The following is a 23,534-nucleotide window of genomic DNA, read 5'->3' on the forward strand; positions in this document are numbered from 1 at the left end:
TTGTTTTTCCCGACAACCCTGTGTTCTTCACGGGTGGGATCCTTGTCTTGAGTCTGTTCCCGGCCAATTATAGCCGTGACGCTGCAGCAACAGTCCTGGTTCATCAGCAATAGGTCTGGGCACTGTCAGCGATGGGCTCGATACCCTCCGCCGGGCAGGCCAGAAGCAAGTCACTTAATGGTGTGCCATCGGGCATCACCAATTGTGCATTCAGCTCGGCAAGAGGGTAGAGCACGAAGGGTCTGGCATGCATATGGTAATGCGGAACCTGCAGGCGTGGCGTATCAATGACCCGGTTGCCGAACAGCAATATATCAAGGTCAAGCGTTCTCGGGCCCCAGCGTTCGGCTTTGCGTACTCGTCCCTGCTGCTGCTCGATGGCTTGCAGCGCGTCAAGCAGAGCCTCTGGTTGCAGCCGGGTATCGATCATCGCCACGGCGTTGATGTAGGACGGTTGATCCTGTGGTCCCAGAGGAGCGCTTGAATACAACGATGACCGCGCGCGCAGCATGACCTGAGGTAAGCGGCTGATCGCCTCGCAGGCGCGTTCGATCTGCGCGGCAGGATCGGCCTGGTTGCTGCCAAGCCCAACGAAACACCGTTCAGACATTGATCAATCAGCCTGGGCGCGGGGTTTGCGTTTACGGCGACCGCGCGGACGCTTCGGCCCTGAGGTCTTTTCACCGAGGCCACGAATCATGCTGCGTCGCTGGTCTTCGGTTGCGCTCTGATAGCGTGTCCACCACTCGCCGAGACCGTCGGTCTCCTCGCCAGCGGCTTCTCTCAATAACAGGAAATCGTAGGCTGCACGAAAGCGAGGATGCTCCAGCATCTGATCAGCGCGGCGCCCGTTACGGCGCTCCAGGCGTGGCTGCAGGTCCCATATTTCGCGCATGGGAACGCTGAAGCGTTTGGGTATCGCGGTGTGCCGGCATTGCTCGAACAATAGCTCGTGAGCCGCTTGCTGATGGGCTGGGATGCTGGGTATGCCGCGTTCTTCCAGTTCCCTGATGCGGTTGGGTAGCGCAGGCCAGAGCAGGGCGGCAAACAGGAAAGCAGGTGTTACCGGACGGCCTTCACGGATGCGCTCGTCGGTGTTGCGCAACGCATGGCGAATCAGTTTCAGGGTGTATTCGGGATTGTCTTCGATCGCCTCGTCGGTGTCCGGAAACAGCGGGGCGAACAGGTCGTGATGGTGCAGCAGCTCGAAGGTCTGCTCGCCCTGTCCGCTCATCAACAGCTTGAGACTCTCATCGAACAGGCGCGCCGCGGGAATGTCGTGCAACAGTTCGGACATTTCGACCAGAGGGGCGGCGCTGTGAGGCTCGATTTCAAAGTTCAGCTTGGCAGCAAAACGTACCGCCCGCAGCATGCGTACCGGATCTTCGTGGTAGCGCTGAACCGGATCGCCGATCAGGCGGATCTCACCGTTGCGGATGTCGCGCAGGCCATTGGCGAAATCATGGATATTGCCGGTGCGCACATCGTAGTACAGCGAGTTGATGGTGAAATCGCGACGTTGTGCATCCTGTTCAAGCGTGCCGTAAACATTGTCGCGCAGCAGTCGTCCGGTTTCACTCTGGCGCGAATGCTCGTCGCTCTGTACTTCGCCGTCGATGGATTCTTCTCCATGATTGGAGCGGAAGGTGGCGACTTCGATGATCTCACGACCAAAATGCACATGGGCCAGCTTGAATCGACGGCCAATCAGACGTGAATTGCGAAAGGTGGCGCGCACCTGCTCCGGGGTGGCGCTGGTCGCCACATCGAAATCCTTGGGCTCCATGCCTATCAGCAGGTCGCGTACGCAACCGCCCACCGCAAATGCCTCGTACCCTGCCTGCTGCAAGCGATCCACCACTGTCACGGCATTCCTGTTCATCCGCTCCCGACTCAGATTGTGCTGGCTGGCAGGGATAATGGCAGGCGTTGTGCGTCGTCGAGCGGGACGGCCGAAGGGGTAGGGGATCTTTTGCAACAGCTTTCGAATCATAGGGGCAGGTATTCCACCGGCATATTTCCGTTCAGGTTCAGATCTTGTGGCGTTCCGTCGCGACGTACCGCAACGTCAGCAGATCCAGGGAAAAGAATGTGGGTTACATTGGCAAACCTGGGCCGTTGCGATGGAGCCGGCATAACTGCACCAGCAAAGCGATCCGGGCAAAGGCGGTAGTGTTGCCTGTTTTTAATAGAGGGGTATTCTAGCGTGAAGCAGGGGGAATTGTAAGGAAGGGAAATAAAGCTCAAGGGGAGTAGGTACTCCCCCTAATGGTGGTTTTTTTATTATTGTTCGATTCGAGCTGTTGTTGTTTTTAGGCACAGGCGACAAGGTCGCCTTATGGTTTACCCATCCCGGGTTGTCCAAAAACAAACGGATTGCTTTGGAAGCTTAGGTGTGCGACTCAGGCCTCTTCGGCATTGGAACGGTAGGTTGCTTGGGCAACTTTTATTATTCTCGAATCCAATCGAACGTCCTGTTCGCTAAAAGAGTTCCCACTCTCCAAAAAAATCAGTTTGCTACGCCCGCACGTTTTGTTTTTGTTGTGGTGAGAGCAAATGTTGTTTTTGTTATGTGTCTTGGTTTTTATTGTTGTTGTACTGGATATAAAGCATTAGCCGTGCCAGGTTTTGAAATACGTTTTAAATCAACGAGTTACTTATTTCTGGCTTTGCGGTGAGGAGGGTCTGGGAGGGGTTTGTTACCAATCAACCCGTACGGGTGTTACGTAAGCTCGGATCGGGGGTAACAGTTTGCATGTGTGGGGTGGGTAACAGGTAACAGACCCGCTACGAAGCGGGCCCGTGAATGATTTTCTTAGCTGCTGGCGGTTTTTTTGCGCGGAATGCCGAGACGCTGACGGCGCTCCCACAAGCATTTGCGGCTGATGCCGAGCTTGTTGGCCAGCTCCGTTTCGGTCATGTGTTCCTGATGCTCGAGCACGAAATGCTGGAAATAGTCCTCAAGCGACAGATCCTCGGTGGGATCCTGCTGCGGCTTTGGAGTGGACTGGCGCATGGTCTCGAGCGCACTGGTCGCTTCCGACGCGCGTTGGTATTCGGGGTCCAGTTCGATCCCCAGCAGGTCGGTGGATATTTCATCCTCGTCGCACAGGATCGCGGCACGCTCGATGGCGTTCTCCAGTTCGCGAACGTTGCCCGGCCAGTTATACAAGCGAATGCTTTCAGACGCCTCGCGACTGAAGTGCAGGCCACTCAGCCCCATCTTCCTGGCCGCGCGGCGTAATAGCGCCTCGGCAATCAGCATGACATCATCTCCGCGCTCGCGCAGCGGCGGCAGGCGCAGCTCAATCACGTTGAGCCGGTAGTAGAGATCCTCGCGGAACAGGCCCTGGCGGGCCAATGTCTTCAGGTCACGATGAGTGGCGGCGACCAGTCGTACATCAACCTTGTGCGACTGTACCGAGCCGACGCGGCGAATTTCACCTTCCTGCAGCACGCGCAACAGTCGCGCCTGGGCTTCCAGTGGCAGCTCACCGATTTCGTCGAGGAACAGCGTGCCGCCATCGGCGGCTTCAACCAGGCCGGTGCGTCCGGCTGTGGCGCCAGTAAAGGAGCCTTTCTCGTGGCCGAACAACTCGGATTCAATCAGGGTTTCCGGAATGGCCGCGCAGTTCACCGAAATCATCGGGGCTTTTATGCGCCGGGAGTGTTCATGCAGGGCGCGGGCGACCAGCTCCTTGCCGGTGCCGGACTCACCCTGGATGAGGACGGTTGAGTCAGTGGGGGCGACCTTGCCGATCCGCTTGAACAGCGTTTGCATGGACGGGCTGCTGCCAATGATGCCCATATCGCCTACCGTAGCCGCTTCGCCGTCGACGTCAGCTGTCGTAGCGTCTGGTTCGGGCTGGGCCAACCGCTTGCTGTGATCTTCGATAATCCGCGCAACCGCCGCCAGCATTTCCTCATGGTCGAAGGGCTTGGCGATGTAATCCACAGCGCCCAGCTTCATCGAATCGACCGCCGAGCGCAGGCTGGCATAGCTGGTCATGATAAGCACCGGCGTCGCGGATGCCCTGGCAATCAACTCGGTACCGGGTTCGCCGGGCAGGCGCAGGTCACTGATGATCAGGTCGAAATCATCAAGGTTGTAGCGTTCGACAGCCTCGTGAACCGCGCCCGCTTCGCTGACCTGGTATTGGTGGCGTTCCAGCAACCGTCGCAATGCAGAGCGGATGATGGTTTCGTCTTCAACAACCAGAATATGTGACATATCTACCTCTTGTGATCACGGCGTGGCCCGTTCAGGCACCAGTGCCGTTACCCAATACGCTATAGCGGGGCAGGGTAATAGTGAACCGCGTGCCACGCATGGTTGCTGCATCCATCGGGCTATCAATGGTGATCTGCCCGTAATGTTCTTCAATGATGGAATAGACCAGTGCCAGTCCGAGGCCGGTGCCCGTGCCGGGCTCCTTGGTCGTGAAAAACGGTTCGAACAGGCGCGCCATGATCGCCTTGTCGATTCCGCTACCTTGATCTTCAACCGTGAGCAGGACCTGATGCTCGTCCTGCACAGTTTTTATTGTGATGGTGTCTCCGTCATTACTGGCATCCCGGGCATTGCCCAGAAGATTGATCAATACCTGCACCAGTCTCTGACTGTCGCCGGCTGCCAGATGGTCCGGATTACACAGGCTAACATATCTGACATCCGGGCCCTTACGGCTGAGTGACAGAAGATGTATCGCTTCACGGGTGCAGGCGTCCAGATCGACCGGTTCGTTGGCGTTGTTGTGACGGCTGCCGACATGGGCGAAGTTGACCATGGACTGTACGATGCGTGAGACGCGGCGGGTCTGCTCCAGTATCTGCTCGGCCATTTCACGGGTATCCGGTTCAGCCGATTCCTCGCGCATTTCCTGGGCGAGACAGGCGATGCCGGTGATCGGATTGCCGATCTCGTGTGCTACGCCTGCGGCGAGACGGCCGATAGACGCCAGCCGCTCGGAATGGATCAGTTCGTCTTCGAGCATCTGCGTTTCGGTCTGGTCTTCGATCAGCAACACCAGGCCGCTGCCAAGGTTGCCCGGCTCGTCGATCGCTGCCTTGTGCAGGTTGAGCCACTGGGTATGGCCGTTGATGACCAGTTTCTGTTTATGCAGGTGTGCTGACTGGTCCGCCACCAGGCGCTCAAGCAGGCTGTTCCAGGGCGCGGGTAAATTCGCCAGGCGTGAGCCGATAACGCTGTCTGCTTCGATCCCAGTGAGCGCGTGCATGGCGCGGTTCCACATCAGTACTTCGCTGTCTTTTGCCAGCGAACACACACCCATCGGCAAGTCCTGCAATGTCTGGCGGTGATACCGGCGCAGCGCGTCGAGTTCTGCGGCCAGGCCAGTAAGCCGCGAGTGATAGTCTTCCAGGCGATTCTCGATGAAGTGAATGTCCTGGGTAACATACCCGTCGCGAGCCAGCTTGAATGGCAGAAAGGTTTCTACCATTTCCTGTGCAACTGCCGGGCCCATCAACCCTGACAGGTTGGCCTCGAGGCGGTCGCGCAGGCGGCGCAGGGCGTAGGGGCGGCGTTCATCGAAGGGCAGCTGCAGGTCATTCAAGGCCTGCTCCACTTCTTTCTGCGCGGTCTTGTTGCCCAGGGGTTTGGCCAGCTGTTGGGCGAATTCCTGTGGCGAATTGGCGACCAGCTCCATGCGCTGCGGTCGGCTGACGTTGTCCACCGAACAGGCTTCGGCCGCGCTGCGCTCCTCATTCGAGCGCTGGGTAAACAGCGAGATCAGGGTAAACACCACAATATTCACGGCCAGCGAGGCGATAGTCGCGAAATGCCAGGTGTCTTCGTGGAAATCCAGCACCAGACCAAACAGCTCCAGGCTGCGTAGCTCGGTAACCAGCGGCAGCAGCAAGGTGATGACCCAGACCAGCATGCCGGCAAGCAGGCCGCCAATGAATCCACGCCGGTTTGCCTGTGGCCAATAGAGTATCGACAGCGCGCCTGGCAGGAACTGCAGCGTGGCGACGAACGAGGCGATACCCAGATTGGCCAGATCCTGTTCCGCACCCAGCATGCGGTAGAAACCGTAGCTGGCCATGATGATGGCGGCGATCAGCGTGCGACGGGTCCAGCGTAGCCAGCGATAGATATTGTTATCGGCGCTCGGTTGATAAACCGGCAGCACGATATGGTTAAGCACCATGCCGGAGAGTGCCAGGGTCACAACTATGATCAGTCCGCTTGCGGCGGACAACCCGCCAACGTAGGCCAGCAGCGTCAGCCAGTCGGCGCCGGCTGCGACCCCCAGACCCAGCGTGAAGTATTCCGGATTGGTCGAGACGTTCAGATGCAGCCCGGCCCACAGAATCGGCGGTACCGCCAGGCTCATCAGCAGCAGGAACAGCGGGAGCCCCCAGCTCGCGGTGGCCAGTGCCCTGGGGTTGATGTTCTCGGAAAACGCCATGTGGTACATGTGCGGCATGACGATCGCGGCAGCAAAGAACACCAGTAGCAGGGTCCGCCACGGGCCTTCCTGAAGCGGCGTGTGCAGGGTCTTCAAAGCCTGCTGGTTATTTGCCAGCCAGTCTTCCAGCCCGGATGGGCCATCAAATACCACGAACAGGGCATACAGACCCACGGCTCCGATGGCGATCAGCTTGACCAGCGACTCGAAAGCAATCGCCATGACCAGGCCTTCGTGCTTCTCCCTGTTGGAAATATGGCGCGCACCGAAAAGGATGGCAAAAAGGGTAATCAGCAAGCAGAACCCGAGGGCAATCGAGTGCTGGGTCGGGTCCCGGGTGAGTATCTGTACGGAATCGGCCACCGCCTGGATCTGCAAGGCCAGCAGCGGCAGCACCCCGATCAACATGAGGATGGTGGTCAGTGTGCCGGCCCAGGTGCTGCGGAAGCGAAACGCGAACAGGTCGGCCAGCGACGATAACTGGTAGGTGCGGGTCAGGCGCAGAATCGGGTTCAGCAGCACCGGTGCGAGCAGGAACGCGCCGCACAGCCCGAGATAATAGGTAAGAAAGCCGTAACCATACTGATAGGCCAGGCCAACAGTGCCGTAGAAGGCCCAGGCGCTGGCGTATACGCCAAGCGAGAGCGTATACACCGCAGGATGATGCAGCACGCCGCGGGGCAGCATGCCCTTTTCAGTAATCCAGGCGACGCCAAACAGGGCGAGCAGGTAAACGACGCTGATAAGCAGCAGCAGTCCCAGATCAAAGCTCATCAGTGTCCTTTGGGCTTTGCAGAAGCATGCCGGCAATGATCAGAATCAACCACAGAACATAGGGGCGATACCAGGCGCCCTGGGGTTCGATCCACCAGTCCATGATTGCAGGGGAAAACAGGTAGATGCCGATTACCAGCAACAATACCAATCGGTAAATATACATGACGCTTCCGTATCGAAGTTGTCTGATGGTAATCAGGCCGGGTGGGCTTGCCAAGTTACGTGGGCGGGAGACTGTCCTCAAGCATTTGCTGTATTGCCGGCAGCCGCTGTGGTTGCCAGTTGGGGGCGGCCCATGCCAACTGTTCGCTGACCGGCGCGTTGCGTAAGGCGTGCGGCGGCTGTTGGCCCAGCGCGGTAAGCGCCCGAAACAACGTGGCAGGTGCATGGCCTGTTTCGATCGGCTCTGAAGCGAGTCGTTTGCTGAGCTTTTCGCCCTGCCTGCGCATGATCAGCGGAATATGCAGATAGCGCGGTGGCGTAGCCTCCAGCAAGTGATAAAGCCACAACTGGCGCGGCGTGGAGTCAAGCAGATCGGCCCCGCGGACGATGTCGGTGATGCCCTGATCGATATCATCCACCACTACTGCGAATTGATAGGCGACGATGCCATCGCGACGTCGCACCACGAAATCACCGACTTCGCTGGCCAGGTTCTGGCTGAATATGCCCTGCAGACGGTCGCTCAGCCTGATCTGTTGATCCGGAACCTGGACGCGGATGGCATGGTTGCTCCCGGCCGGTAAATCCCGGGTACGGCAAAAACCGGGGTAAACCCCTCCGTGTTCCATAATCAGCTTGCGCGAGCAATCGCAATAGTAGGCTTCGCCGCGCTTGATCAAACTGTGCAGTATGTGGCTGTAGCGATTGAGGTTCTGGCTTTGCTGCAACACATTGCCGTCCCATCCCAGGCCATAATTTTCAAGCGTGCTGAGGATGTGATCGGTTGCGCCGGGCATATTGCGAGGCTGGTCGAGATCTTCGATCCGCACCAGCCAGCGGCCGGTATGGTGACGTGCGTCGAGATAACTGGCGAGCGCAGCAAGCAGCGAACCAAAATGCAGATGACCACTGGGCGTTGGGGCGAAGCGTCCGACGTAAGGCTTGGCATGCATGCTGCGGGGCCTGTGTCAGGGGAAACCGGCTGGCGACACCAATCCTTAAGCGTCGCCAGCGGGAGGGGAGGCCGGCTATCAGCCGCCGATCTGCTTTTCCTTGATCTCCGCCAGTGTTTTGCAGTCGATGCAAAGCGTGGCGGTGGGGCGTGCTTCCAGACGACGGATGCCGATCTCGACGCCGCAGGAATCACAGAAACCGTAATCGTCATCTTCGATGCGCAGCAGAGTCTGGTCGATTTTCTTGATCAACTTGCGCTCGCGGTCACGTGCGCGCAACTCCAGGCTGAACTCTTCTTCCTGGCTGGCACGGTCGGCCGGGTCCGGGAAGTTTGCGGCTTCGTCCTGCATATGCATAACAGTACGGTCCACTTCCTCCATCAGCTGTTTCTTCCAGCTATCGAGGATATTGGTGAAATGGGCGAGCTGGCGCTCGTTCATGTATTCCTCGCCCTGTTCTTCCTTATAAGGAACAAAGCCGCGTAACAATTGTGTTTTTTCTTTGACATTGCTGGGCATGGGAAGCGCCTCACTTTTGCTCAATCAATCTGACCGGGTACCCACCGTAACTGTCCTTGTGGAGGCGGCCGGTGGCTTGCAGCGGGCAAAGCTACCAGAACCTTGTACCGTAAGCTACTGTTTGGCGCCAGAAGGCGGGCCAGTGTCAGGCGGGCTGTAGCGAGGGGCTATCGGCGGTATCATCCGCGTTTCGATGTTGCCCTTGAACCAGGAGATGATGATGCAGCAGTATCGCTGGGCCCAACGGGCGCATGATATCCAGCCTTTTCACGTTATGGCCGTGCTCGCCCGGGCCCAGGTTCTGGCAGCGCTGGGGCACGATGTGATTCATATGGAGATTGGCGAGCCCGACTTTGTCACGCCTGAACCCATAGTGCGGGCCGGGCAGGCTGCCCTGGCTGATGGTCGCACCGGCTATACTTCCGCGCTGGGGATACCGGCCCTGCGTGAAGCGGTCGCCGGACTGTATGCCAGCCGCTACGGTATCGATCTGGACCCGCGGCGCGTGGTCATCACGCCAGGTGGCTCAGCCGCCCTGTTACTGATCAGTGCACTGCTGGTGGAGCCCGGCTGCAACGTCCTGATGGCCGACCCGGCGTATCCCTGTAACAGACATTTTCTTCGCCTGGTGGAAGGCCAGACCCGTTTGATTCCAACCGGGGCCGATACCCACTATCAATTGACGCCAGCCATGATTAAGCAGTTCTGGGAACCGCACACGGCGGCGGTGCTGGCCGCGTCGCCATCGAATCCAACCGGTACGCTGCTGAGCCGTGCCCAGCTTGCCGGTCTCGCCGAGATGACCCAGCGCCTGGGCGGTTCGTTGATTGTCGATGAGATCTATCATGGTCTGACCTACGGCTGTGATGCGGTGTCTGCGCTTGAAGTCGCGCCCGACGCCTTTGTGCTGAACAGCTTCTCGAAATACTTCGGCATGACTGGCTGGCGCCTGGGCTGGCTGGTCGCGCCAGAGGCTGCGGTACCGGAGCTGGAGAAGCTGGCGCAGAACCTTTATATATGCGCGCCGCACATGGCGCAGGTGGCCGCGCTGGCTGCCTTCAGTGAAGAGAGCCTGGACATCTGCGAGTCACGGCGTGAGGCATTCCACCAGCGCCGGGACTTTCTGCTGCCGGCGGTTCGCGAGTTGGGCTTCGACGTGCCGGTCACGCCGGACGGCGCCTTCTATCTATACGCAGGCACCCAGGGGTTCGGCGGGGACAGCGCGGCGCTGTGTCAGCATCTGATCGAGACCGAGCATGTGGCGGTGACCCCCGGGCTGGATTTCGGCGACTATCTGGCCGATCAGCATGTGCGTTTCGCCTACACCACGTCTCTGCCACGCCTGGAGCAGGCTGTTGAACGCCTCGCCCGTGGATTACAAAGCTGGCGCGCATGCTGATACCGTTCGAATCGCCGCTCACCGAAGGCGTATTGGTGAAGCGCTACAAGCGCTTTCTTGCCGATGTTCTGCTGGCTGATGGGCGCGAACTGACTGTCCATTGCCCGAACACGGGTTCGATGAAGAATTGCGGGGAGCCCGGCAGCCGGGTCTGGGTGCGGATGGTCGACAAACCAGGGCGCAGACTCCCCGGCACCTGGGAATTGGTCGAGACAGCGCCGGGTGAGCTGGCCTGCATTCACAGCGCACGCGCAAACAAGATCATAGGCGCGGCGCTGGCGGTGGGCGCAATAGGTCCGCTGACCGGCTTCGGGCACCTCCGTGCGGAGGTTACGCTGATTCCCGGTGCGAGCCGTTTCGATTTTCTGCTGAGCGACCCGGGCGAATGCGTGGTGGAGGTCAAGAGCGTTACGCTGGCGCTGGAACAGGGCGAAGGCGCGTTTCCGGATGCGATCAGCCTGCGCGGACAGAAGCATCTGAGGGAGCTGATTGATGTCGTGGAAACAGGTCGCCGCGCGTGCCTGTTGTTCTGTGTGATGCACAGCGGCATCCGCTCGGTACGCCCGGCCGACGAGATAGATCCGGTCTATGGGAGATTGCTGCGTGAGGCGGCGCAGAAGGGCGTGGAGATCATCGCCTGGTCGGTGTTACCTCAGCCAGAAGGGTTGAACGTGGTGGGGCAGCTGCCGGTGGTTCTCTAGTGGCAAAGCGTGTGGGCTGAGCGTTGATGAACCTGCTGGGTACGAGCGCGGATATGATCTGAGCCAATCGCCCACCGTCCGCCCGCGTTACGCAAGACGCCGTGAACCCTGCCAACCGGCGTGCTTGTTCGATCATCGGTGCGGTCCGGAGATTGAACCTTCCCTGGCTCGCTAAATGTTCAAGGTATTGCTGAAAATAAAGCCATCAAACACGACGGACCGATTCCCCCCTTGGTAAAAGGGGGACTAGGGGGGATTGGCTTTTCCAAGCCACACAACGCCGTCCTGTAAATAGCTGTCCAGTTTGCGCAGCGAGTCGCCACTGCAGGGGCCTGCAATACACTCACCGCTTTCCGGTAGAAACAGCGCGCCGTGCGTCGCGCACTGAATCAATCGGCCGGAGCTATCGAGGAACTGGTCGGGCGTCCATTCCAGCGGAATGCCACGGTGCGGGCACCGGTTTTCGTAGGCGAAGACTTCAGTGCCCTGGCGCACAACCAGAATGCCGGTTGCGCCGTTGCCAAAACCCTTGCTTCCGGGGTCGGGCAGCTCATCCATCCGGCACAATGCGCGGGGTTCTCGGTGTTTGCTTTGCTTGGTCATCGGCCGATTATCCTTATTGGCCGGCCTGACGGCCAGCAGCAATACTGGTACCTTGTGCCACCTTGGGGCGGCCCGGTTCAAGGCGGTGCCGGATCAGTTGATTATGAAAGGACAACAGATGGATGCTGCGCGTCGGCTGAGGCTGATGGCCATGGTGCTGCTTGCCGCTCTGCTGGTGCTGGCGGTGCTGCTATCGCTGGCGCTGGGTGCGGTAACGATTCCTCTGGGCGATACGGTCCTGGTGTTGGTCAGCCTGATTCTGCCGATGGAACATGCAGTCGAGGCGCAGCTGATCGTCGAGCAGATACGCCTTCCGCGCACCTTGATGGGCATGTTGGTGGGAGCGACGCTGGCATTGACCGGCGCGGCGATGCAGGGGCTGTTCCGGAACCCGCTGGCTGATCCCGGGCTGATTGGTGTATCCAGCGGCGCGGCGCTGGGCGTCGCCTTGATTCTGGTGCTGGGTGGACCCTGGCTGGCGATGATGCCCGATGCGCTATTGCCCTACGCCACGGTGCTGGGGGCGTTCATTGGCGGTGCCCTGACGACCTGGCTGGTCTACCGGCTCGGACAGTCAGTTCATGGCACCTCGGTTGCCAACATGCTATTGGCGGGTATTGCCATCGCGGCCGTTAGCGGCGCCTTTATCGGACTGCTCAGCTATCTTGCTGACGATGCCATGCTGCGGACGCTGGTGTTCTGGAATATGGGCAGCCTCGGTGGTGCCAGTTTTGAGCGAGTGGGCATGCTGGCGCTATGTTGTGCGCTGGTTTGGTGGCGTCTGCCGCGTCAGGCCAAGGCGCTCAATGCCTTGTTGCTGGGCGAATCCGAAGCCCGGCATCTGGGCATTGAAGTAGAGCGAGTCAAGCGTGAACTGGTGCTGCTGACAGCTCTCGGTGTCGGTGCCTGCGTAGCGGCAGCCGGTCTGATCGGATTCGTCGGACTGGTGGTCCCGCATCTGGTCAGGCTAATGGTCGGCGCGAATCATCGTTACGTCCTGCCTGCCTCGATGTTGCTGGGTGCAGGCCTGCTATTGGTCGCGGACGTTGCGGCCCGTTTGGTGGTGGCGCCCGCGGAGTTGCCCTTGGGGATATTGACGGCTTTGCTCGGCGCGCCGTTCTTCCTTGCCCTGCTTCTGCGCGCCCAGCGCAACGGAGGCGTCTGATGCTGGAGGCGGTCGATCTCAGTTGTGCCCGGAGCGGCAAGACCATTCTGAGCCAGGTCAATTTCGAATTGCGCTCGGGCGAAGTACTGGCCGTGCTGGGTACCAACGGGGCAGGTAAGAGCACGCTGTTGGGTACGCTGGCGGGGGAGCTATCAGCTTCGGCCGGGCAGGTTCGCCTGGCCGGGAGACCCTTGGCGCAGTGGCCTGTTGGCGAGCTCGCGACCCGTCTGGCCGTACTGCCGCAATCCTCGTCGCTTGCGTTCGCTTTCACTGCCGAAGAAGTCGTGGCGATGAGCCGGATGCCGCACGACACCGGCTTGCTAACCGATCGACGTATCGTCAGCGAGGCGATGCGGGCGGCGGATGTGACGCATCTCGCTGGGCGCAGCTATCTCAAACTGTCTGGCGGCGAGCGGCAGCGTGTTCATCTGGCACGCGTCATGGCGCAGATCTGGGAAACACCCGGGGCTTGTCTGATCATGGACGAGCCAACTGCATCTCTGGATCTGGCCCATCAGCAGCTGATCCTCGAGCAGGCACAACGCATTGCTGCAGGGGGTGGCGCGGTGCTGGTGGTGTTGCATGATCTGAACCTTGCCGCCCGCTACGCTCACCGTATCTTGTTGCTTGATCGCGGTGAGGTTGTCGCCTTGGGCACGCCATGGAATGTGTTACAGGCGGAGCGCATCGGCGAGGTTTTTGCTGTGGCAGTTCAGGTAACACGGCATCCTGCCCAGGACAGCCCTTTGATAATCATCTGAGGTGAGGATGAATGCATTTCTGGTTGGATCAGTTGCAATGTTGTTTTCATTGGGTGCCCTGGCGAAACCGCTACCGGAGTGGATCAGCCCCTTGCACAAAGAGCACCCACAGGTGGGGCAGGTCAAAAACACGGCGACCAATGAGTGGATCAGTCCCCTTGAACTGGTCGAGGCGCTGGTAGACGCGCCGTATGTAATGGTCGGAGAGAAGCACGATAATCCCGATCATCATCAGCTACAGCTGTGGTTGCTGCGCGCGCTGGCGGAGCGCCGGCCGCAGGCGAGTCTGTTGATGGAAATGCTCGCGCCCGAGCAACAGGAGTCGGTGGATGACCTGCTTCGTAACGAGAAACTGCCGGATAATGAAACGTTGCAGGCACGCCTGGACTGGGCGCCCGGTTGGGAGTGGACGCTGTATGGCGACCTGGTCCGCTGGGGGTTGGGTGAGCCCGACCGGTTGCTCGCAGCCAATATCGCAGACGACGAGATGAAGCAGCGTTATCGCGATCCGACCCCATTAAGTGACGTGTACAGCAAGGACGCGGGGCGGCAGCTGCGCGAAACGATTGAGGACTCGCACTGCGGCAAGCTCTCCGAAACGCATTTTCCGGCAATGCTCAGTATTCAGCAGGCCCGCGATCAGCGCATGGCCGAGACGCTGTACGCCGCCGAGCCACCCGCATTGCTGCTGGCTGGCAATTTCCATGTACGCAAGGATCTGGGCGCACCGCTACATTGGCCGGGCGGCGACGCACCGACGGTAGTCATGCTGATCGAGGCGGGACAATCTGTCCCCGGCGCAACGCAAGCTGATTTCGTCTGGTTGACCGCAGCGATGGAGCCGAAGGATTACTGCGCTGATTGGTGAAGCGGGCGGACAAAAAAAGACCCGCTCAAAGAGCGGGTCAAATATCCGTGATTAGCCTGATGAGGAGATAACCAGCTGTCTCGCGACATCCCGTTATCGGGCCACCTCGCGATGGCTTGTGTTAATAATAATCGTTCTCATTATCATGTCAAGCGATCGGCCTGATTTATTTCATGCGCTTGTAGTGGCTGAGTTCCTTGTTCATCAGATCGATGCGACGCGCCATGCTTTCAATCAGGCTGTGCGCGATGCGCGGATTGCTTTGCATCAGTGCCAGGAACTGCTCCTTCGGAATCATCATCACGGTAGTCGGTGCGCTGGCAATGACAGTCGCCGAGCGTTTCTCCCGGGTGAACAAGGCCATGGCTCCGAAAATCTCATCCTTTTGCACATCGCCTACCTTGATACCTTCCACAAAGGCTTCAGCATGACCTTCGGTAATGATGAATACGTGGTCTGCATCGTCGCCCTGGCGTATCAGTTCAGCACCCGCTTCGAAGTGCTGAAAGCCGGTGACCGGTCTGATTTCCGCCGGCTTGTTATGTGCCAACGCGTCTGACATAAGCGCCGCCTGCCCGAGTATGTATTGAGTGAATTGCTCCTGACGTCTGCTACTGGCATGGATGTGCTTGAACAGCGCCTCGCGGTCAAAAGGGACCAGCTCCAGAGGTTCGTCACTGGTATAGATGCAGGGCGCGGTGCTCAGCCCCTGGCGTAGTCCGATGAGGTCTCCTTCCTGCATGTAAAACAGCGGCTTGCCGTCGATCATGGCGTGCAGCAAACCGCTTTTGAGCAGGTAGAGCCGGTTGTTGCCGATAGTGCGATACAGGTCATCGGTCGAATCAAGATGCAGTGTCGCGTCGCAGGGCTCTAGGCCAACCAGCAGTTGCTCGGGTATGAGCTGCAGGTCACTAATGAGTTTTTCGGCGTAGGAAGGCTGGTCACCAATGAGATACATTCAGAAATTCCTTTTGATAAATTCCAAGGCCGCTCCCGGCAGTAGACGCTCTGCGACGGTCCAGACGCTACAGCGCGCTTTCTAATATAAATTGGCTGCAATCAGGCTGCGGTCACGCAAAACCCGGAAATGTGAGCTGGTTCTCTTTTTTGCCGCCTTCAGGGCTTTTCTTCCCTGCGCAATTGATCGAGCAATTGCGCTTTATAGGCCGGATCAAGCTGGTTCCAGTGTACGTCCTGTAGTGCTCCGGCAATGGCAAACAGTAGCGCCTTGGAGGCGCGAAATCCACGGGCGCGTACTGCACAATAACAACCCACCGGCCCGCGCCGACGCAACTCCTCGAGACTGTGGATGCCGGTGGCATGTAGCCATTGGGTGGAGGTTTTGCCCAGGTTGCGCAGACCCAGAAGCTCATCATCCTGCATGTTTACCCCACATGACCAAGTGGATGGAATGCGGCAGGGTGATGTTGAAACGGCGCGACAGCAGCTGGCCCGACAAAGGGTCCGGTCTTTGAAATGATTGCATGATTCGGGGCTTCTTTTTATTGGTTCCCGAATCCAGTGTAGTGCCCCCTGTCAGTTCCGTACAGCCAGGGGGGGGTTGGCTTGTATCGCGATCAGAGTCGCTTGCGCAGGGTGGCAACGAGCTCCTGCATGCTTTGACTCTTGTCCGTCTGAACCGTCAGGCTGTGCTGTGATTCCTCTTCGTCGAGCGCGTCCATGGTCTCGAGCTGGTGGCGCACGATATCGATGGTTGCGTCCGATGGGTCGTTACCTGCTTCGGCTCGCTTGGTAATCCAGGCTTCGATGGTTTCCAGCGGCGCCTTGCAGGCGATGATCAGGCAGGGCGCGCCTTGCTCCTGGATATGCTGACGAACCAGCGCACGCTGGTCGCGCTTCAAATGCGTCGCATCAACCACTACCGGGTAGCCAGCGGCAAGCACCTGTGCGGCCAGTACGCCCAGGCGGGCGTAGGTTTGCTGGGTGCGCTCTGGTGCGTAGAGTTCGGCGTCCAGTTTGCCTGCACCATCGATGCCAAACAGCCGCTTGCGTTCGATATCAGAGCGTATCCGGATGACGCCCAGATGCTCGACCAATTGGCCGGTAAGCGTGCTTTTACCAGAGCCCGACACGCCATGCATGAGCAAACCGAAGCGCTGTGGTATATGCGTATAGCTTTCGGCGAGATTGACGTAACCCTGGAAGCGCGCCATGACCTCATCGTGCTCGGAATCGGTGATGCCGGGCTGGCCGAGGCGCAGCAGGGCGACCTTGGCTCTGACCATGGCGCGGTAGGCCTTGTAATAATTCAGCACCAGCAGGCCAGCGTAATCGCCGGTATGTTCCAGATAGGCATTGACGAAGCGCTGGGCCAGCGTGGGCAAACCGCGGTCTTCGATGTCCATGGCCATGAACGCGACGTCACTCATGACGTCAATCCAGCGAAAGGCTTCATTGAATTCAATACAGTCGAACAGCGTGACCTTGCCGTCGACCATGGTGACGTTATCCAGGTAGATGTCGCCGTGACATTCGCGGATAAATCCTTCTGCTTTGCGCTGGGCCAGTTGGGGAATCAGCCGCTGGAATGTACTATGCGCCCACAGCTCCAGCTGCTCGATCTGCGCTAGTTGTTTGGCGTCGCTCAGCATGGAGCGGATGTGCTCGAAGTTCTGGGCGACTGGCGCATGCACCTGCTCGGGTTCGCCCCAGGTAGAGTCGAGCGTTGCACAGTCGATGCGACCGTGGAAGTCAGCCAGCGTACGGGCCAGCGAATCGATATGCTCGGCGGTAAGCGTACCGGCTCGCTGCATATTGCCGAGCAGGTCCTCTTGTCTGAACTGGCGCGTTTTGACCATATACTCGATGATCTGACCTTCCCCGCGCAGCGTCGGTGAGCTTTCGCTGCCGCGGACCGGGATGACATCAAGATACAGCTCGGGTGCGAGACGACGGTTGAGGCGCAGCTCTTCTTTGCAGTAATGAGCGCGCTGCTCAAGGCTCGAATAGTCAAGGAAACCGAAATTGACCGGCTTCTTGATCTTGTAGACATAGTCGCCGGTCAGCAACACCCATGAAATATGGGTCTCCATCAGCGTAAATCCGGAAACCGGATGATCGTACAGGGCTGGATCTTGCAGTGCGTTCAGCAGTGTCTGGCTCACGGTGTATCCTTGCTTGGACTGACAACAGCAGCATTATGAAGGCTGGTAGGCTGCAGGCCAACCTTCGCTATATCCGCCGACGAATCAGGCGGTTGCATCGGTTACGGGGTGGTTGGGAAGGTTATGGGAAGAAAACGCGGGGGACGGGCGGCCAAGAAGGCCGGCTTCTGGAAGCGCTGGTCGGGCTGGATTTTCAAGCTGGGGCTGGTCGCGCTGGTATTGTTTGGCGGTCTGGTGATCTACCTGGACGCTGTCGTACAGGAAAAGTTTTCCGGCAAGCGCTGGGCGGTTCCGGCCAAGGTGTACGCCAGACCGTTGGAGCTGTTTGCGGGGCAGCGGCTGAACAAGGATGACTTTCTGGCCGAGCTGGAGGCGTTGGGGTATCGCACCGCCCAGGCGGCGCGTTCGCCTGGGCAGGTGTCGGTCGCCGGCAGTCGGGTCGATGTGCATACGCGCGGCTTTGCATTTTCCGAGGGCGACGAGCCTGCCCAGCACGTGAGCGTACGCTTTGACGGCAATCAGGTGGCCGGGCTCGCAGGGCACGGGAATCTGGTTATGGCGCGGCTCGAGCCGCTGATGATTGGTGGTATTTACCCGGCCCACAATGAAGATCGCGTTCTGATTCAGCTGCAGGAGGCGCCTCCCTATCTTGTCGAGTCTCTGGTAGCCGTCGAGGATCGCGAATTCTTTCAGCATTTCGGCGTCTCGCCCAAGGGGATTCTGCGCGCGGCGTACGTCAACATGAAGGCTGGCGGGGTGGTGCAGGGCGGCAGTACGCTGACTCAGCAGCTGGTGAAGAACTTCTATCTCACCAGCGAGCGGAGCATGTTGCGCAAGGCCAACGAAGCCATCATGGCGGTCCTGCTGGAATTGCATTATTCCAAGGAAGACATCCTCGAGGCCTATCTGAACGAAGTGTTCCTGGGTCAGGATGGTCGCCGTGCGGTGCATGGCTTCGGACTTGCGAGCCAGTATTATTTTGCGCAGCCGCTGCGTGAGCTTGAGCTGCACCAGGTGGCGTTGCTGGTGGGTATGGTCAAAGGCCCCTCCTTCTATAACCCGCGTCGGCGACCGGAACGCGCCAAGCAACGCCGGGATCTGGTGATCGGAATGCTGGCTGAACAGGGCGTGATCAGTGAGCAGCATGCACAGACGGCCATCGCCAAGCCTCTGGATGTAGCGGCACGGGGGCGTCTGACCGACACCAGCTATCCAGCGTTCATGGACCTGATCAAGCGTCAGTTGCGCGAAGAATATCGTGACGAGGATCTGACCAGCGAAGGTCTGAGAATCTTTACCAGTCTCGACCCGGTTATGCAGAACAAGGCCGAGCGGGCGGTGGAGACCACGTTGAAGCGGTTAGGGCCCGCGCCGGGCGATGTGGAGATGGAAAGCGCGATGGTCGTGACCAGTGCTCAAACCGGCGAGGTGCTGGCGCTGGTCGGTGGACGTAACCCCAGGTTCTCGGGGTTCAATCGTGCCCTCGACGCGTCGCGGCCCATCGGTTCGCTGGTCAAGCCTGCAGTCTTCCTGACGGCGCTTGAACAGCCGCAGCGCTACTCTCTGATCACGCCGATTGATGATTCTCCGGTCACGCTCGAGGCTGAGCCTGGCAAGACCTGGACGCCGCAGAATTATGGTCGGGAAAGCCATGGCCTGGTGCCGCTGCACGTGGCATTGAGCCGTTCCTATAACCAGGCCACGGTGCGGCTGGGTATGGAACTCGGCGTACCGGAGGTGCTCAAGACCATTGAACGGATGGGCGTTCGACACGGTTGGCGGCCTTATCCTTCGATGCTGCTCGGCTCGGGTGCCATGACGCCATTGCAGGTCACGGATATGTACCAGACGTTGGCCAATGGCGGCTTTAATACGCCGCTGCGGTCTATCCGCAGTGTGTTGGCGCCGGATGGCGAGCCGCTGGGACGTTATCCGTTCGCGGTGCAGCAACGCTTCGATTCAGCGACCATCTATCTGATGCAGGAAGCGATGGTTCGGGTAATGACCGAAGGTACGGGCCGATCGGCGTATAATCAGATCCCGTCTACGGTACGCCTTGCGGGTAAAACGGGTACGACCAATGATCTGCGCGATAGCTGGTTTGCTGGGTATTCTCAGGACCTGCTCGCGGTGACCTGGCTGGGTCGGGATGATAACGGCGCGACGCGCTTGACCGGGGCCACCGGTGCCCTGCAGGTGTGGAGCGCATTTATGCGTGACGCACACCCGCAAGGGCTTTCAACCAGCCCACCCGCAGGCGTGGATATGGCCTGGATCGACCCGGTAACCGGGCAGGGCAGTGATCCGAGCTGTCCAGGCAGTATCGAGGAGCCGTTCCGAAAAGGGTTTGCGCCATTGCCAGGACCGGGCTGTCGGCCGCTGCTCGATACTGAAGCGGTGAAAGACGGCGCGAATCGAGTACTGGATGTTATTCGTGGCTGGTTGCCATGAATCAAGAGAGGATTGAATGATGCGATATGAACGGTTCGGCCTGCTTGCCGGGTGTGTGTTGGTGCTGGCCGGTTGTGCTGGTACGGGGGGCACGGTTCCGGTAGTCGATTCGGGGCGTTCGGTGTCCAGCGAAGAGATGCGGGTTGGGGCCGGACGTCAACCGGTACAGCAACAACCGGCCCCTGAGCCGGAGCAAAGCAGTGTGGTGGTGATGGTGCCTGACGAAGCCGGTGGCTCGCGTGCAATCGAATCCTATCCTCTGGACGTTCAGCCTTCGTGGCAGCAGGGTGAACCGCAGCAACAACAGCAACAGCAGCAACAACAACAGCAACAATCCGGTCAGCAGCCAACGCAGCAGGCGCCGGCCCAGCCAGGCGGCGCGCTTCAGGGCGACGAGCAGCTCGACGGGCCGGTGCTGGCGTTGCTGACTGTGGCGCGGGACCAGGAAGGCCGCGGCGATCTGGGTAGCGCGTCAGCGAGCCTGGAGCGAGCGATGCGTATTGCTCCGCGTGAACCGCAGGTACTTTATCGGTTGGCCCAGGTGCGCTTGGCACAGGGGGATGCTGCACAGGCCGAACAACTGGCACAGCGTGGGCTGGCATACGCGGCGGATCGTCCGACGCTTCAGGCCGGGTTGTGGAACCTGATTGCCGAAGCGCGGGACAAGCAGGGCAATCGTGCAGGCGCGGCCGAAGCGCGGGAGCGGGCCAGGGTTCAGTTGTGATGGACCCGCTCTGGCAAGATCTGGCAGACGCCCTTATCGATCTGGAAAGAGAGTTACGCGGGCTTGGGCTGTGGGCGCAAAGCCCGCCGGATGCTGAGCTGCTTGCCAGTCAGCAACCGTTCTGCGTCGATACGCTCGGTTTCGAGCAATGGTTGCAGTGGATCTTCGTGCCGCGCATGGCTGTAATCATCCGGCAAGGTCGCGATCTGCCCGGGGCGTTCCATATCGCGCCTATGGGTGAGCAGGCGCTGGCCTGGTTGGGCCGCCGCCGTTACACGCTGGTAGCTATTCTGACCCGCATCGACGGTCTGGCCGCTAAACTCAGCTAGTCAGTTGCAACGATCGTCGATCTCGCTGCGCGTATCGGCGATCATTTTCTGTCTCTCGTCCTCTCCGATCCGTTCTACGTCGCCCGATGCGCCGGTCCGGGTCAGCCGCGGGTTATTCACCAGGGTCTCGAGGTTCTTGTTCAGCTGCTCGCAATGACGCTGCAGTTCGGCACTCTCTGCGCGCGCGGCTGCCCTCTCTGCAGGCGCTTGCGTAGCTTTGGCCTCGATAGGCGGTAGCGGTTGGCGCTCGCGCAGAGTGCCGCCTGGCGGGGGTGGAGTACTGATGTCGACGATGCGGTAAGGTCGATCGGCAGGAGGTTGTTGACCGAACTGTAGACCTCCCCGGTCATCGGTCCACTGGTACATCGATACTGCGATGGCATTTGAGCAGAGCAGGGCAAGGCTCAAAGCAGTCAACATCTTGTACATGCAAGTCTCCTTCCTTGGTATGAGCGTCAGCGAACGCCTACTATAGCCAATCGCGGCCGGGCAGGTATATGCCGGGCGATAACCGCATGCTTTTGTCTCAACCTGATTGACTTTTCCTGCTCGAGTGTAAACAATTCGTGGTTCTCATAAGCGCGTCGCTATCGGGACCTACTCGGTATCCGGGCGTAGCGTTTTGTTGCTCAATCCAGGAGGCGAGACCCCGCCAACTCCTGGCCTGGCACCCGCACGCGCTACCTCGCGCTGGGTGAGACGGTTCGGTAACCAAGGGCTGTCTCCGATGCACGTAGTCAAGCTGACGCATGGCAACCACCGTTGCTAATGCTCTGCCGAGCAGTAAACAGGTACCCTGCTGCCCTCTCCCGATGGGTGGCAAGCTAGAGGTGATTCTAAGTGGAGCTTTTATCCGGCGCTGAGATGGTCGTCCGCTCATTGCGTGACGAAGGGGTTAAATATATTTACGGGTATCCCGGTGGTGCCCTGCTGCATATCTATGATGCGATCTTCCGTCAGGACGATGTCGTGCACGTTCTGGTGCGTCATGAACAGGCGGCGGCCCATATGGCCGACGGTTACGCGCGTGCTTCCGGTAAGGCCGGCGTGGTGCTGGTAACCTCCGGCCCGGGCGCGACCAATACCATCACCGGTATCGCGACAGCCTTCATGGACTCCATTCCGATGGTGGTTATCTCCGGTCAGGTTGCGAGCAACATGGTCGGTACCGACGCGTTTCAGGAAACTGACATGATGGGTGTTTCCCGGCCTATCGTGAAGCACAGCTTCATGATCAAGGATCCGCGCGAGATTCCCGAAGTTATCAAGAAGGCGTTCTATATCGCCCAGTCTGGCCGTCCGGGTCCGGTTGTCGTGGATATTCCCAAGGATATGACCAATCCGGCGGAGAAGTTCGAATACAGCTATCCGAAGAAGGTCAAACTGCGGTCTTACAACCCTGCGGTCCGCGGTCACTCCGGCCAGATCCGCAAGGCGCTCGATATGCTTGCCGAAGCCAAGCGTCCCATCATTTACTCTGGTGGTGGCGTGATCCTAGGCGGTGCCTCGGCGCAACTGACCGAGCTGGCCCGCGAGCTGAATGTTCCGGTTACCAATACCTTGATGGGGCTAGGCGCCTACCCCGGCAGCGATCGGCAGTTCTTGGGTATGTTGGGTATGCACGGCAGCTACGTTGCCAACGTCGCGATGCATCATGCCGACGTGGTGATGTGTGTCGGCGCCCGCTTTGATGACCGGGTTATCAACGGCGCCAACAAGTTCTGCCCGAACGCCAAAATCATTCACGTGGATATCGATCCGGCATCCATCTCCAAGACGATTCATGCGGATATTCCGATTGTCGGGCCGGTTGATGGCGTTCTGAATGAAATGCTGGCAACCACGCGCGAATTCAATCTGCGTCCAACCAGGGAAGCAATGGCCAGCTGGTGGAAGCAGGTTGATGAATGGCGTGGCAGCCGTGGCCTGTTCCCGTATGACAAGGGTGACGGCTCTATTATCAAGCCGCAGTCGGTTGTCGAAACGCTTTGGGAAGTCACCGAGGGTGATGCCTACGTTTCCTCCGATGTTGGTCAGCATCAGATGTTTGCTGCGCAGTACTACCCGTTCAACAAGCCTAATCGCTGGATCAACTCCGGCGGGCTTGGAACCATGGGCTTCGGATTGCCGGCCGCGATGGGTGTGCAGCTGCATTATCCTGACGCGCAGGTTGCCTGTGTGACCGGTGAGGGCAGCATCCAGATGAACATCCAGGAGCTGTCGACCTGTTTGCAATATGATCTGCCGGTCAAGATCATTACCCTGAACAACCGCGCCCTGGGTATGGTTCGGCAGTGGCAGGACATGCAATACAACAGCCGCTACTCGCATTCCTATATGGAGTCGCTGCCAGATTTCATCAAGCTGGCGGAATCCTATGGGCACGTCGGCATGCGCGTGGATAAACCGGAAGAGTTGAAGCCGGCCATGGAGGAAGCGTTCGCCAACCGCAAGCGTCTGGTCTTCATGGATATTCGCGTAGACGACAGCGAGCACGTCTATCCAATGCACATCAAGGATGGATCGATGCGTGATATGTGGTTGAGCAAGACGGAGCGCACCTGAC

Annotated in this window: 21 protein-coding genes; 9 read left to right on the forward strand and 12 right to left on the reverse strand. The window is 59.2% G+C overall.

Annotation, left to right across the window (positions count from 1 at the left end; genetic code table 11):
• Positions 1–103: 103 nt before the first annotated feature.
• From folK to dksA, 7 genes are all read right to left on the reverse strand, one after another.
• Positions 104–610, reverse strand: coding sequence for a 2-amino-4-hydroxy-6-hydroxymethyldihydropteridine diphosphokinase (gene folK, locus G3M63_RS07150; RefSeq protein WP_150301417.1), 507 nt, complete (start codon positions 608–610; stop codon positions 104–106).
• Between the two features lie 3 nt (positions 611–613).
• Positions 614–1,993 carry a polynucleotide adenylyltransferase PcnB gene (pcnB, locus tag G3M63_RS07155; protein WP_150301416.1) on the reverse strand — a complete coding sequence of 460 codons (1,380 nt, stop codon included), beginning with the start codon at positions 1,991–1,993 and terminating at the stop codon, positions 614–616.
• A gap of 822 nt (positions 1,994–2,815) precedes the next feature.
• Positions 2,816–4,231 (reverse strand): sigma-54 dependent transcriptional regulator, encoded by a 1,416-nt coding sequence (locus G3M63_RS07160; RefSeq protein WP_163982321.1) that lies wholly within the window; start codon positions 4,229–4,231, stop codon positions 2,816–2,818.
• Between the two features lie 31 nt (positions 4,232–4,262).
• Entirely contained in the window at positions 4,263–7,205 is a 2,943-nt protein-coding gene (locus G3M63_RS07165; protein ID WP_150301414.1) for a sensor histidine kinase, read from the reverse strand.
• Positions 7,195–7,371 (reverse strand): hypothetical protein, encoded by a 177-nt coding sequence (locus tag G3M63_RS07170; protein WP_150301413.1) that lies wholly within the window; start codon positions 7,369–7,371, stop codon positions 7,195–7,197. Before G3M63_RS07170 ends, G3M63_RS07165 begins: the two co-directional genes overlap by 11 nt.
• Before the next feature lie 55 nt (positions 7,372–7,426).
• Positions 7,427–8,323 carry a tRNA glutamyl-Q(34) synthetase GluQRS gene (gene gluQRS / locus G3M63_RS07175; RefSeq protein WP_163982322.1) on the reverse strand — a complete coding sequence of 299 codons (897 nt, stop codon included), beginning with the start codon at positions 8,321–8,323 and terminating at the stop codon, positions 7,427–7,429.
• Between the two features lie 78 nt (positions 8,324–8,401).
• A complete protein-coding gene (dksA, locus tag G3M63_RS07180; protein WP_163982324.1) occupies positions 8,402–8,842 on the reverse strand; it encodes an RNA polymerase-binding protein DksA in 441 nt (146 codons plus the stop codon).
• A gap of 217 nt (positions 8,843–9,059) precedes the next feature.
• Here dksA and G3M63_RS07185 point away from each other — a divergent pair, with 217 nt between their 5' ends.
• Together G3M63_RS07185 and sfsA are read left to right on the forward strand one after the other, a co-directional pair.
• Positions 9,060–10,241, forward strand: coding sequence for a pyridoxal phosphate-dependent aminotransferase (locus G3M63_RS07185; protein ID WP_150301542.1), 1,182 nt, complete (start codon positions 9,060–9,062; stop codon positions 10,239–10,241).
• The gene (gene sfsA / locus G3M63_RS07190; protein ID WP_150301541.1) at positions 10,241–10,942 is read left to right on the forward strand and encodes a DNA/RNA nuclease SfsA; all 702 of its coding nucleotides are present in this window, start codon (positions 10,241–10,243) and stop codon (positions 10,940–10,942) included. Before G3M63_RS07185 ends, sfsA begins: the two co-directional genes overlap by 1 nt.
• Positions 10,943–11,188: 246 nt before the next feature.
• Here the strand turns inward: sfsA and G3M63_RS07195 are convergent, their stop codons facing one another.
• Positions 11,189–11,545 (reverse strand): Rieske (2Fe-2S) protein, encoded by a 357-nt coding sequence (locus tag G3M63_RS07195; RefSeq protein WP_256669972.1) that lies wholly within the window; start codon positions 11,543–11,545, stop codon positions 11,189–11,191.
• Between the two features lie 103 nt (positions 11,546–11,648).
• Here G3M63_RS07195 and G3M63_RS07200 point away from each other — a divergent pair, with 103 nt between their 5' ends.
• From G3M63_RS07200 to G3M63_RS07210, 3 genes are read left to right on the forward strand one after another with little or no spacing between them, the layout of a single operon-like run.
• Positions 11,649–12,710: a FecCD family ABC transporter permease gene (locus tag G3M63_RS07200; RefSeq protein ID WP_371923546.1), complete on the forward strand. Its 1,062-nt coding sequence runs from the start codon at positions 11,649–11,651 to the stop codon at positions 12,708–12,710.
• On the forward strand, positions 12,710–13,471 hold the full coding sequence (locus tag G3M63_RS07205) for a heme ABC transporter ATP-binding protein (RefSeq protein WP_163982326.1): 762 nt from the start codon (positions 12,710–12,712) through the stop codon (positions 13,469–13,471). Before G3M63_RS07200 ends, G3M63_RS07205 begins: the two co-directional genes overlap by 1 nt.
• 37 nt (positions 13,472–13,508) lie before the next feature.
• Entirely contained in the window at positions 13,509–14,339 is an 831-nt protein-coding gene (locus tag G3M63_RS07210; protein WP_256669973.1) for a ChaN family lipoprotein, read from the forward strand.
• A 166-nt stretch (positions 14,340–14,505) separates the two neighbouring features.
• On the opposite strand, the gene G3M63_RS07215 is transcribed toward G3M63_RS07210, so the two are convergent.
• The 3 genes from G3M63_RS07215 to G3M63_RS07225 form a co-directional block, all read right to left on the reverse strand.
• A complete protein-coding gene (locus tag G3M63_RS07215; RefSeq protein WP_150301408.1) occupies positions 14,506–15,297 on the reverse strand; it encodes a cyclic nucleotide-binding domain-containing protein in 792 nt (263 codons plus the stop codon).
• A 158-nt stretch (positions 15,298–15,455) separates the two neighbouring features.
• Positions 15,456–15,722: a TfoX/Sxy family protein gene (locus G3M63_RS07220; RefSeq protein ID WP_150301407.1), complete on the reverse strand. Its 267-nt coding sequence runs from the start codon at positions 15,720–15,722 to the stop codon at positions 15,456–15,458.
• 194 nt (positions 15,723–15,916) lie between these two features.
• Positions 15,917–17,464, reverse strand: a complete 1,548-nt coding sequence (locus tag G3M63_RS07225) for a bifunctional aminoglycoside phosphotransferase/ATP-binding protein (RefSeq protein ID WP_163982330.1) — start codon at positions 17,462–17,464, stop codon at positions 15,917–15,919.
• A gap of 123 nt (positions 17,465–17,587) precedes the next feature.
• On the opposite strand from G3M63_RS07225, the gene mrcB reads away from it, so the two are divergent.
• From mrcB to G3M63_RS07240, 3 genes are read left to right on the forward strand one after another with little or no spacing between them, the layout of a single operon-like run.
• Positions 17,588–19,915 carry a penicillin-binding protein 1B gene (gene mrcB / locus G3M63_RS07230; RefSeq protein ID WP_150301405.1) on the forward strand — a complete coding sequence of 776 codons (2,328 nt, stop codon included), beginning with the start codon at positions 17,588–17,590 and terminating at the stop codon, positions 19,913–19,915.
• Positions 19,916–19,931: 16 nt separating this feature from the next.
• Complete coding sequence (locus G3M63_RS07235; RefSeq protein ID WP_163982332.1) at positions 19,932–20,639, forward strand: tetratricopeptide repeat protein; 708 nt, start codon at positions 19,932–19,934, stop codon at positions 20,637–20,639.
• Positions 20,639–20,968, forward strand: a complete 330-nt coding sequence (locus G3M63_RS07240) for a YqcC family protein (protein ID WP_150301538.1) — start codon at positions 20,639–20,641, stop codon at positions 20,966–20,968. Before G3M63_RS07235 ends, G3M63_RS07240 begins: the two co-directional genes overlap by 1 nt.
• Here the strand turns inward: G3M63_RS07240 and G3M63_RS07245 are convergent, their stop codons facing one another.
• Entirely contained in the window at positions 20,969–21,397 is a 429-nt protein-coding gene (locus G3M63_RS07245) for a DUF4124 domain-containing protein (protein ID WP_163982334.1), read from the reverse strand.
• A gap of 411 nt (positions 21,398–21,808) precedes the next feature.
• On the opposite strand from G3M63_RS07245, the gene G3M63_RS07250 reads away from it, so the two are divergent.
• On the forward strand, positions 21,809–23,533 hold the full coding sequence (locus G3M63_RS07250; protein WP_150301402.1) for an acetolactate synthase 3 large subunit: 1,725 nt from the start codon (positions 21,809–21,811) through the stop codon (positions 23,531–23,533).
• Position 23,534: the final 1 nt, after the last annotated feature.

Source organism: Pseudomonas sp. OIL-1, from assembly GCF_010669185.1.
GTDB classification, from domain to species: domain Bacteria; phylum Pseudomonadota; class Gammaproteobacteria; order Pseudomonadales; family Pseudomonadaceae; genus Halopseudomonas; species Halopseudomonas profundi.

Excerpts from the sequence above, each read along its gene's own strand:
- folK (WP_150301417.1), bottom strand. The coding sequence starts at position 610 with ATGTCTGAACGGTGTTTCGTTGGGCTTGGCAGCAACCAGGCCGATCCT.
- pcnB (WP_150301416.1), bottom strand. The coding sequence starts at position 1,993 with ATGATTCGAAAGCTGTTGCAAAAGATCCCCTACCCCTTCGGCCGTCCC.
- G3M63_RS07160 (WP_163982321.1), bottom strand. The coding sequence starts at position 4,231 with ATGTCACATATTCTGGTTGTTGAAGACGAAACCATCATCCGCTCTGCA.
- G3M63_RS07165 (WP_150301414.1), bottom strand. The coding sequence starts at position 7,205 with ATGAGCTTTGATCTGGGACTGCTGCTGCTTATCAGCGTCGTTTACCTG.
- G3M63_RS07170 (WP_150301413.1), bottom strand. The coding sequence starts at position 7,371 with ATGTATATTTACCGATTGGTATTGTTGCTGGTAATCGGCATCTACCTG.
- gluQRS (WP_163982322.1), bottom strand. The coding sequence starts at position 8,323 with ATGCATGCCAAGCCTTACGTCGGACGCTTCGCCCCAACGCCCAGTGGT.
- dksA (WP_163982324.1), bottom strand. The coding sequence starts at position 8,842 with ATGCCCAGCAATGTCAAAGAAAAAACACAATTGTTACGCGGCTTTGTT.
- G3M63_RS07185 (WP_150301542.1), top strand. The coding sequence starts at position 9,060 with ATGATGCAGCAGTATCGCTGGGCCCAACGGGCGCATGATATCCAGCCT.
- G3M63_RS07195 (WP_256669972.1), bottom strand. The coding sequence starts at position 11,545 with ATGACCAAGCAAAGCAAACACCGAGAACCCCGCGCATTGTGCCGGATG.
- G3M63_RS07200 (WP_371923546.1), top strand. The coding sequence starts at position 11,649 with ATGAAAGGACAACAGATGGATGCTGCGCGTCGGCTGAGGCTGATGGCC.
- G3M63_RS07205 (WP_163982326.1), top strand. The coding sequence starts at position 12,710 with ATGCTGGAGGCGGTCGATCTCAGTTGTGCCCGGAGCGGCAAGACCATT.
- G3M63_RS07210 (WP_256669973.1), top strand. The coding sequence starts at position 13,509 with ATGTTGTTTTCATTGGGTGCCCTGGCGAAACCGCTACCGGAGTGGATC.
- G3M63_RS07215 (WP_150301408.1), bottom strand. The coding sequence starts at position 15,297 with ATGTATCTCATTGGTGACCAGCCTTCCTACGCCGAAAAACTCATTAGT.
- G3M63_RS07220 (WP_150301407.1), bottom strand. The coding sequence starts at position 15,722 with ATGCAGGATGATGAGCTTCTGGGTCTGCGCAACCTGGGCAAAACCTCC.
- mrcB (WP_150301405.1), top strand. The coding sequence starts at position 17,588 with ATGGGAAGAAAACGCGGGGGACGGGCGGCCAAGAAGGCCGGCTTCTGG.
- G3M63_RS07235 (WP_163982332.1), top strand. The coding sequence starts at position 19,932 with ATGATGCGATATGAACGGTTCGGCCTGCTTGCCGGGTGTGTGTTGGTG.
- G3M63_RS07240 (WP_150301538.1), top strand. The coding sequence starts at position 20,639 with ATGGACCCGCTCTGGCAAGATCTGGCAGACGCCCTTATCGATCTGGAA.
- G3M63_RS07245 (WP_163982334.1), bottom strand. The coding sequence starts at position 21,397 with ATGTACAAGATGTTGACTGCTTTGAGCCTTGCCCTGCTCTGCTCAAAT.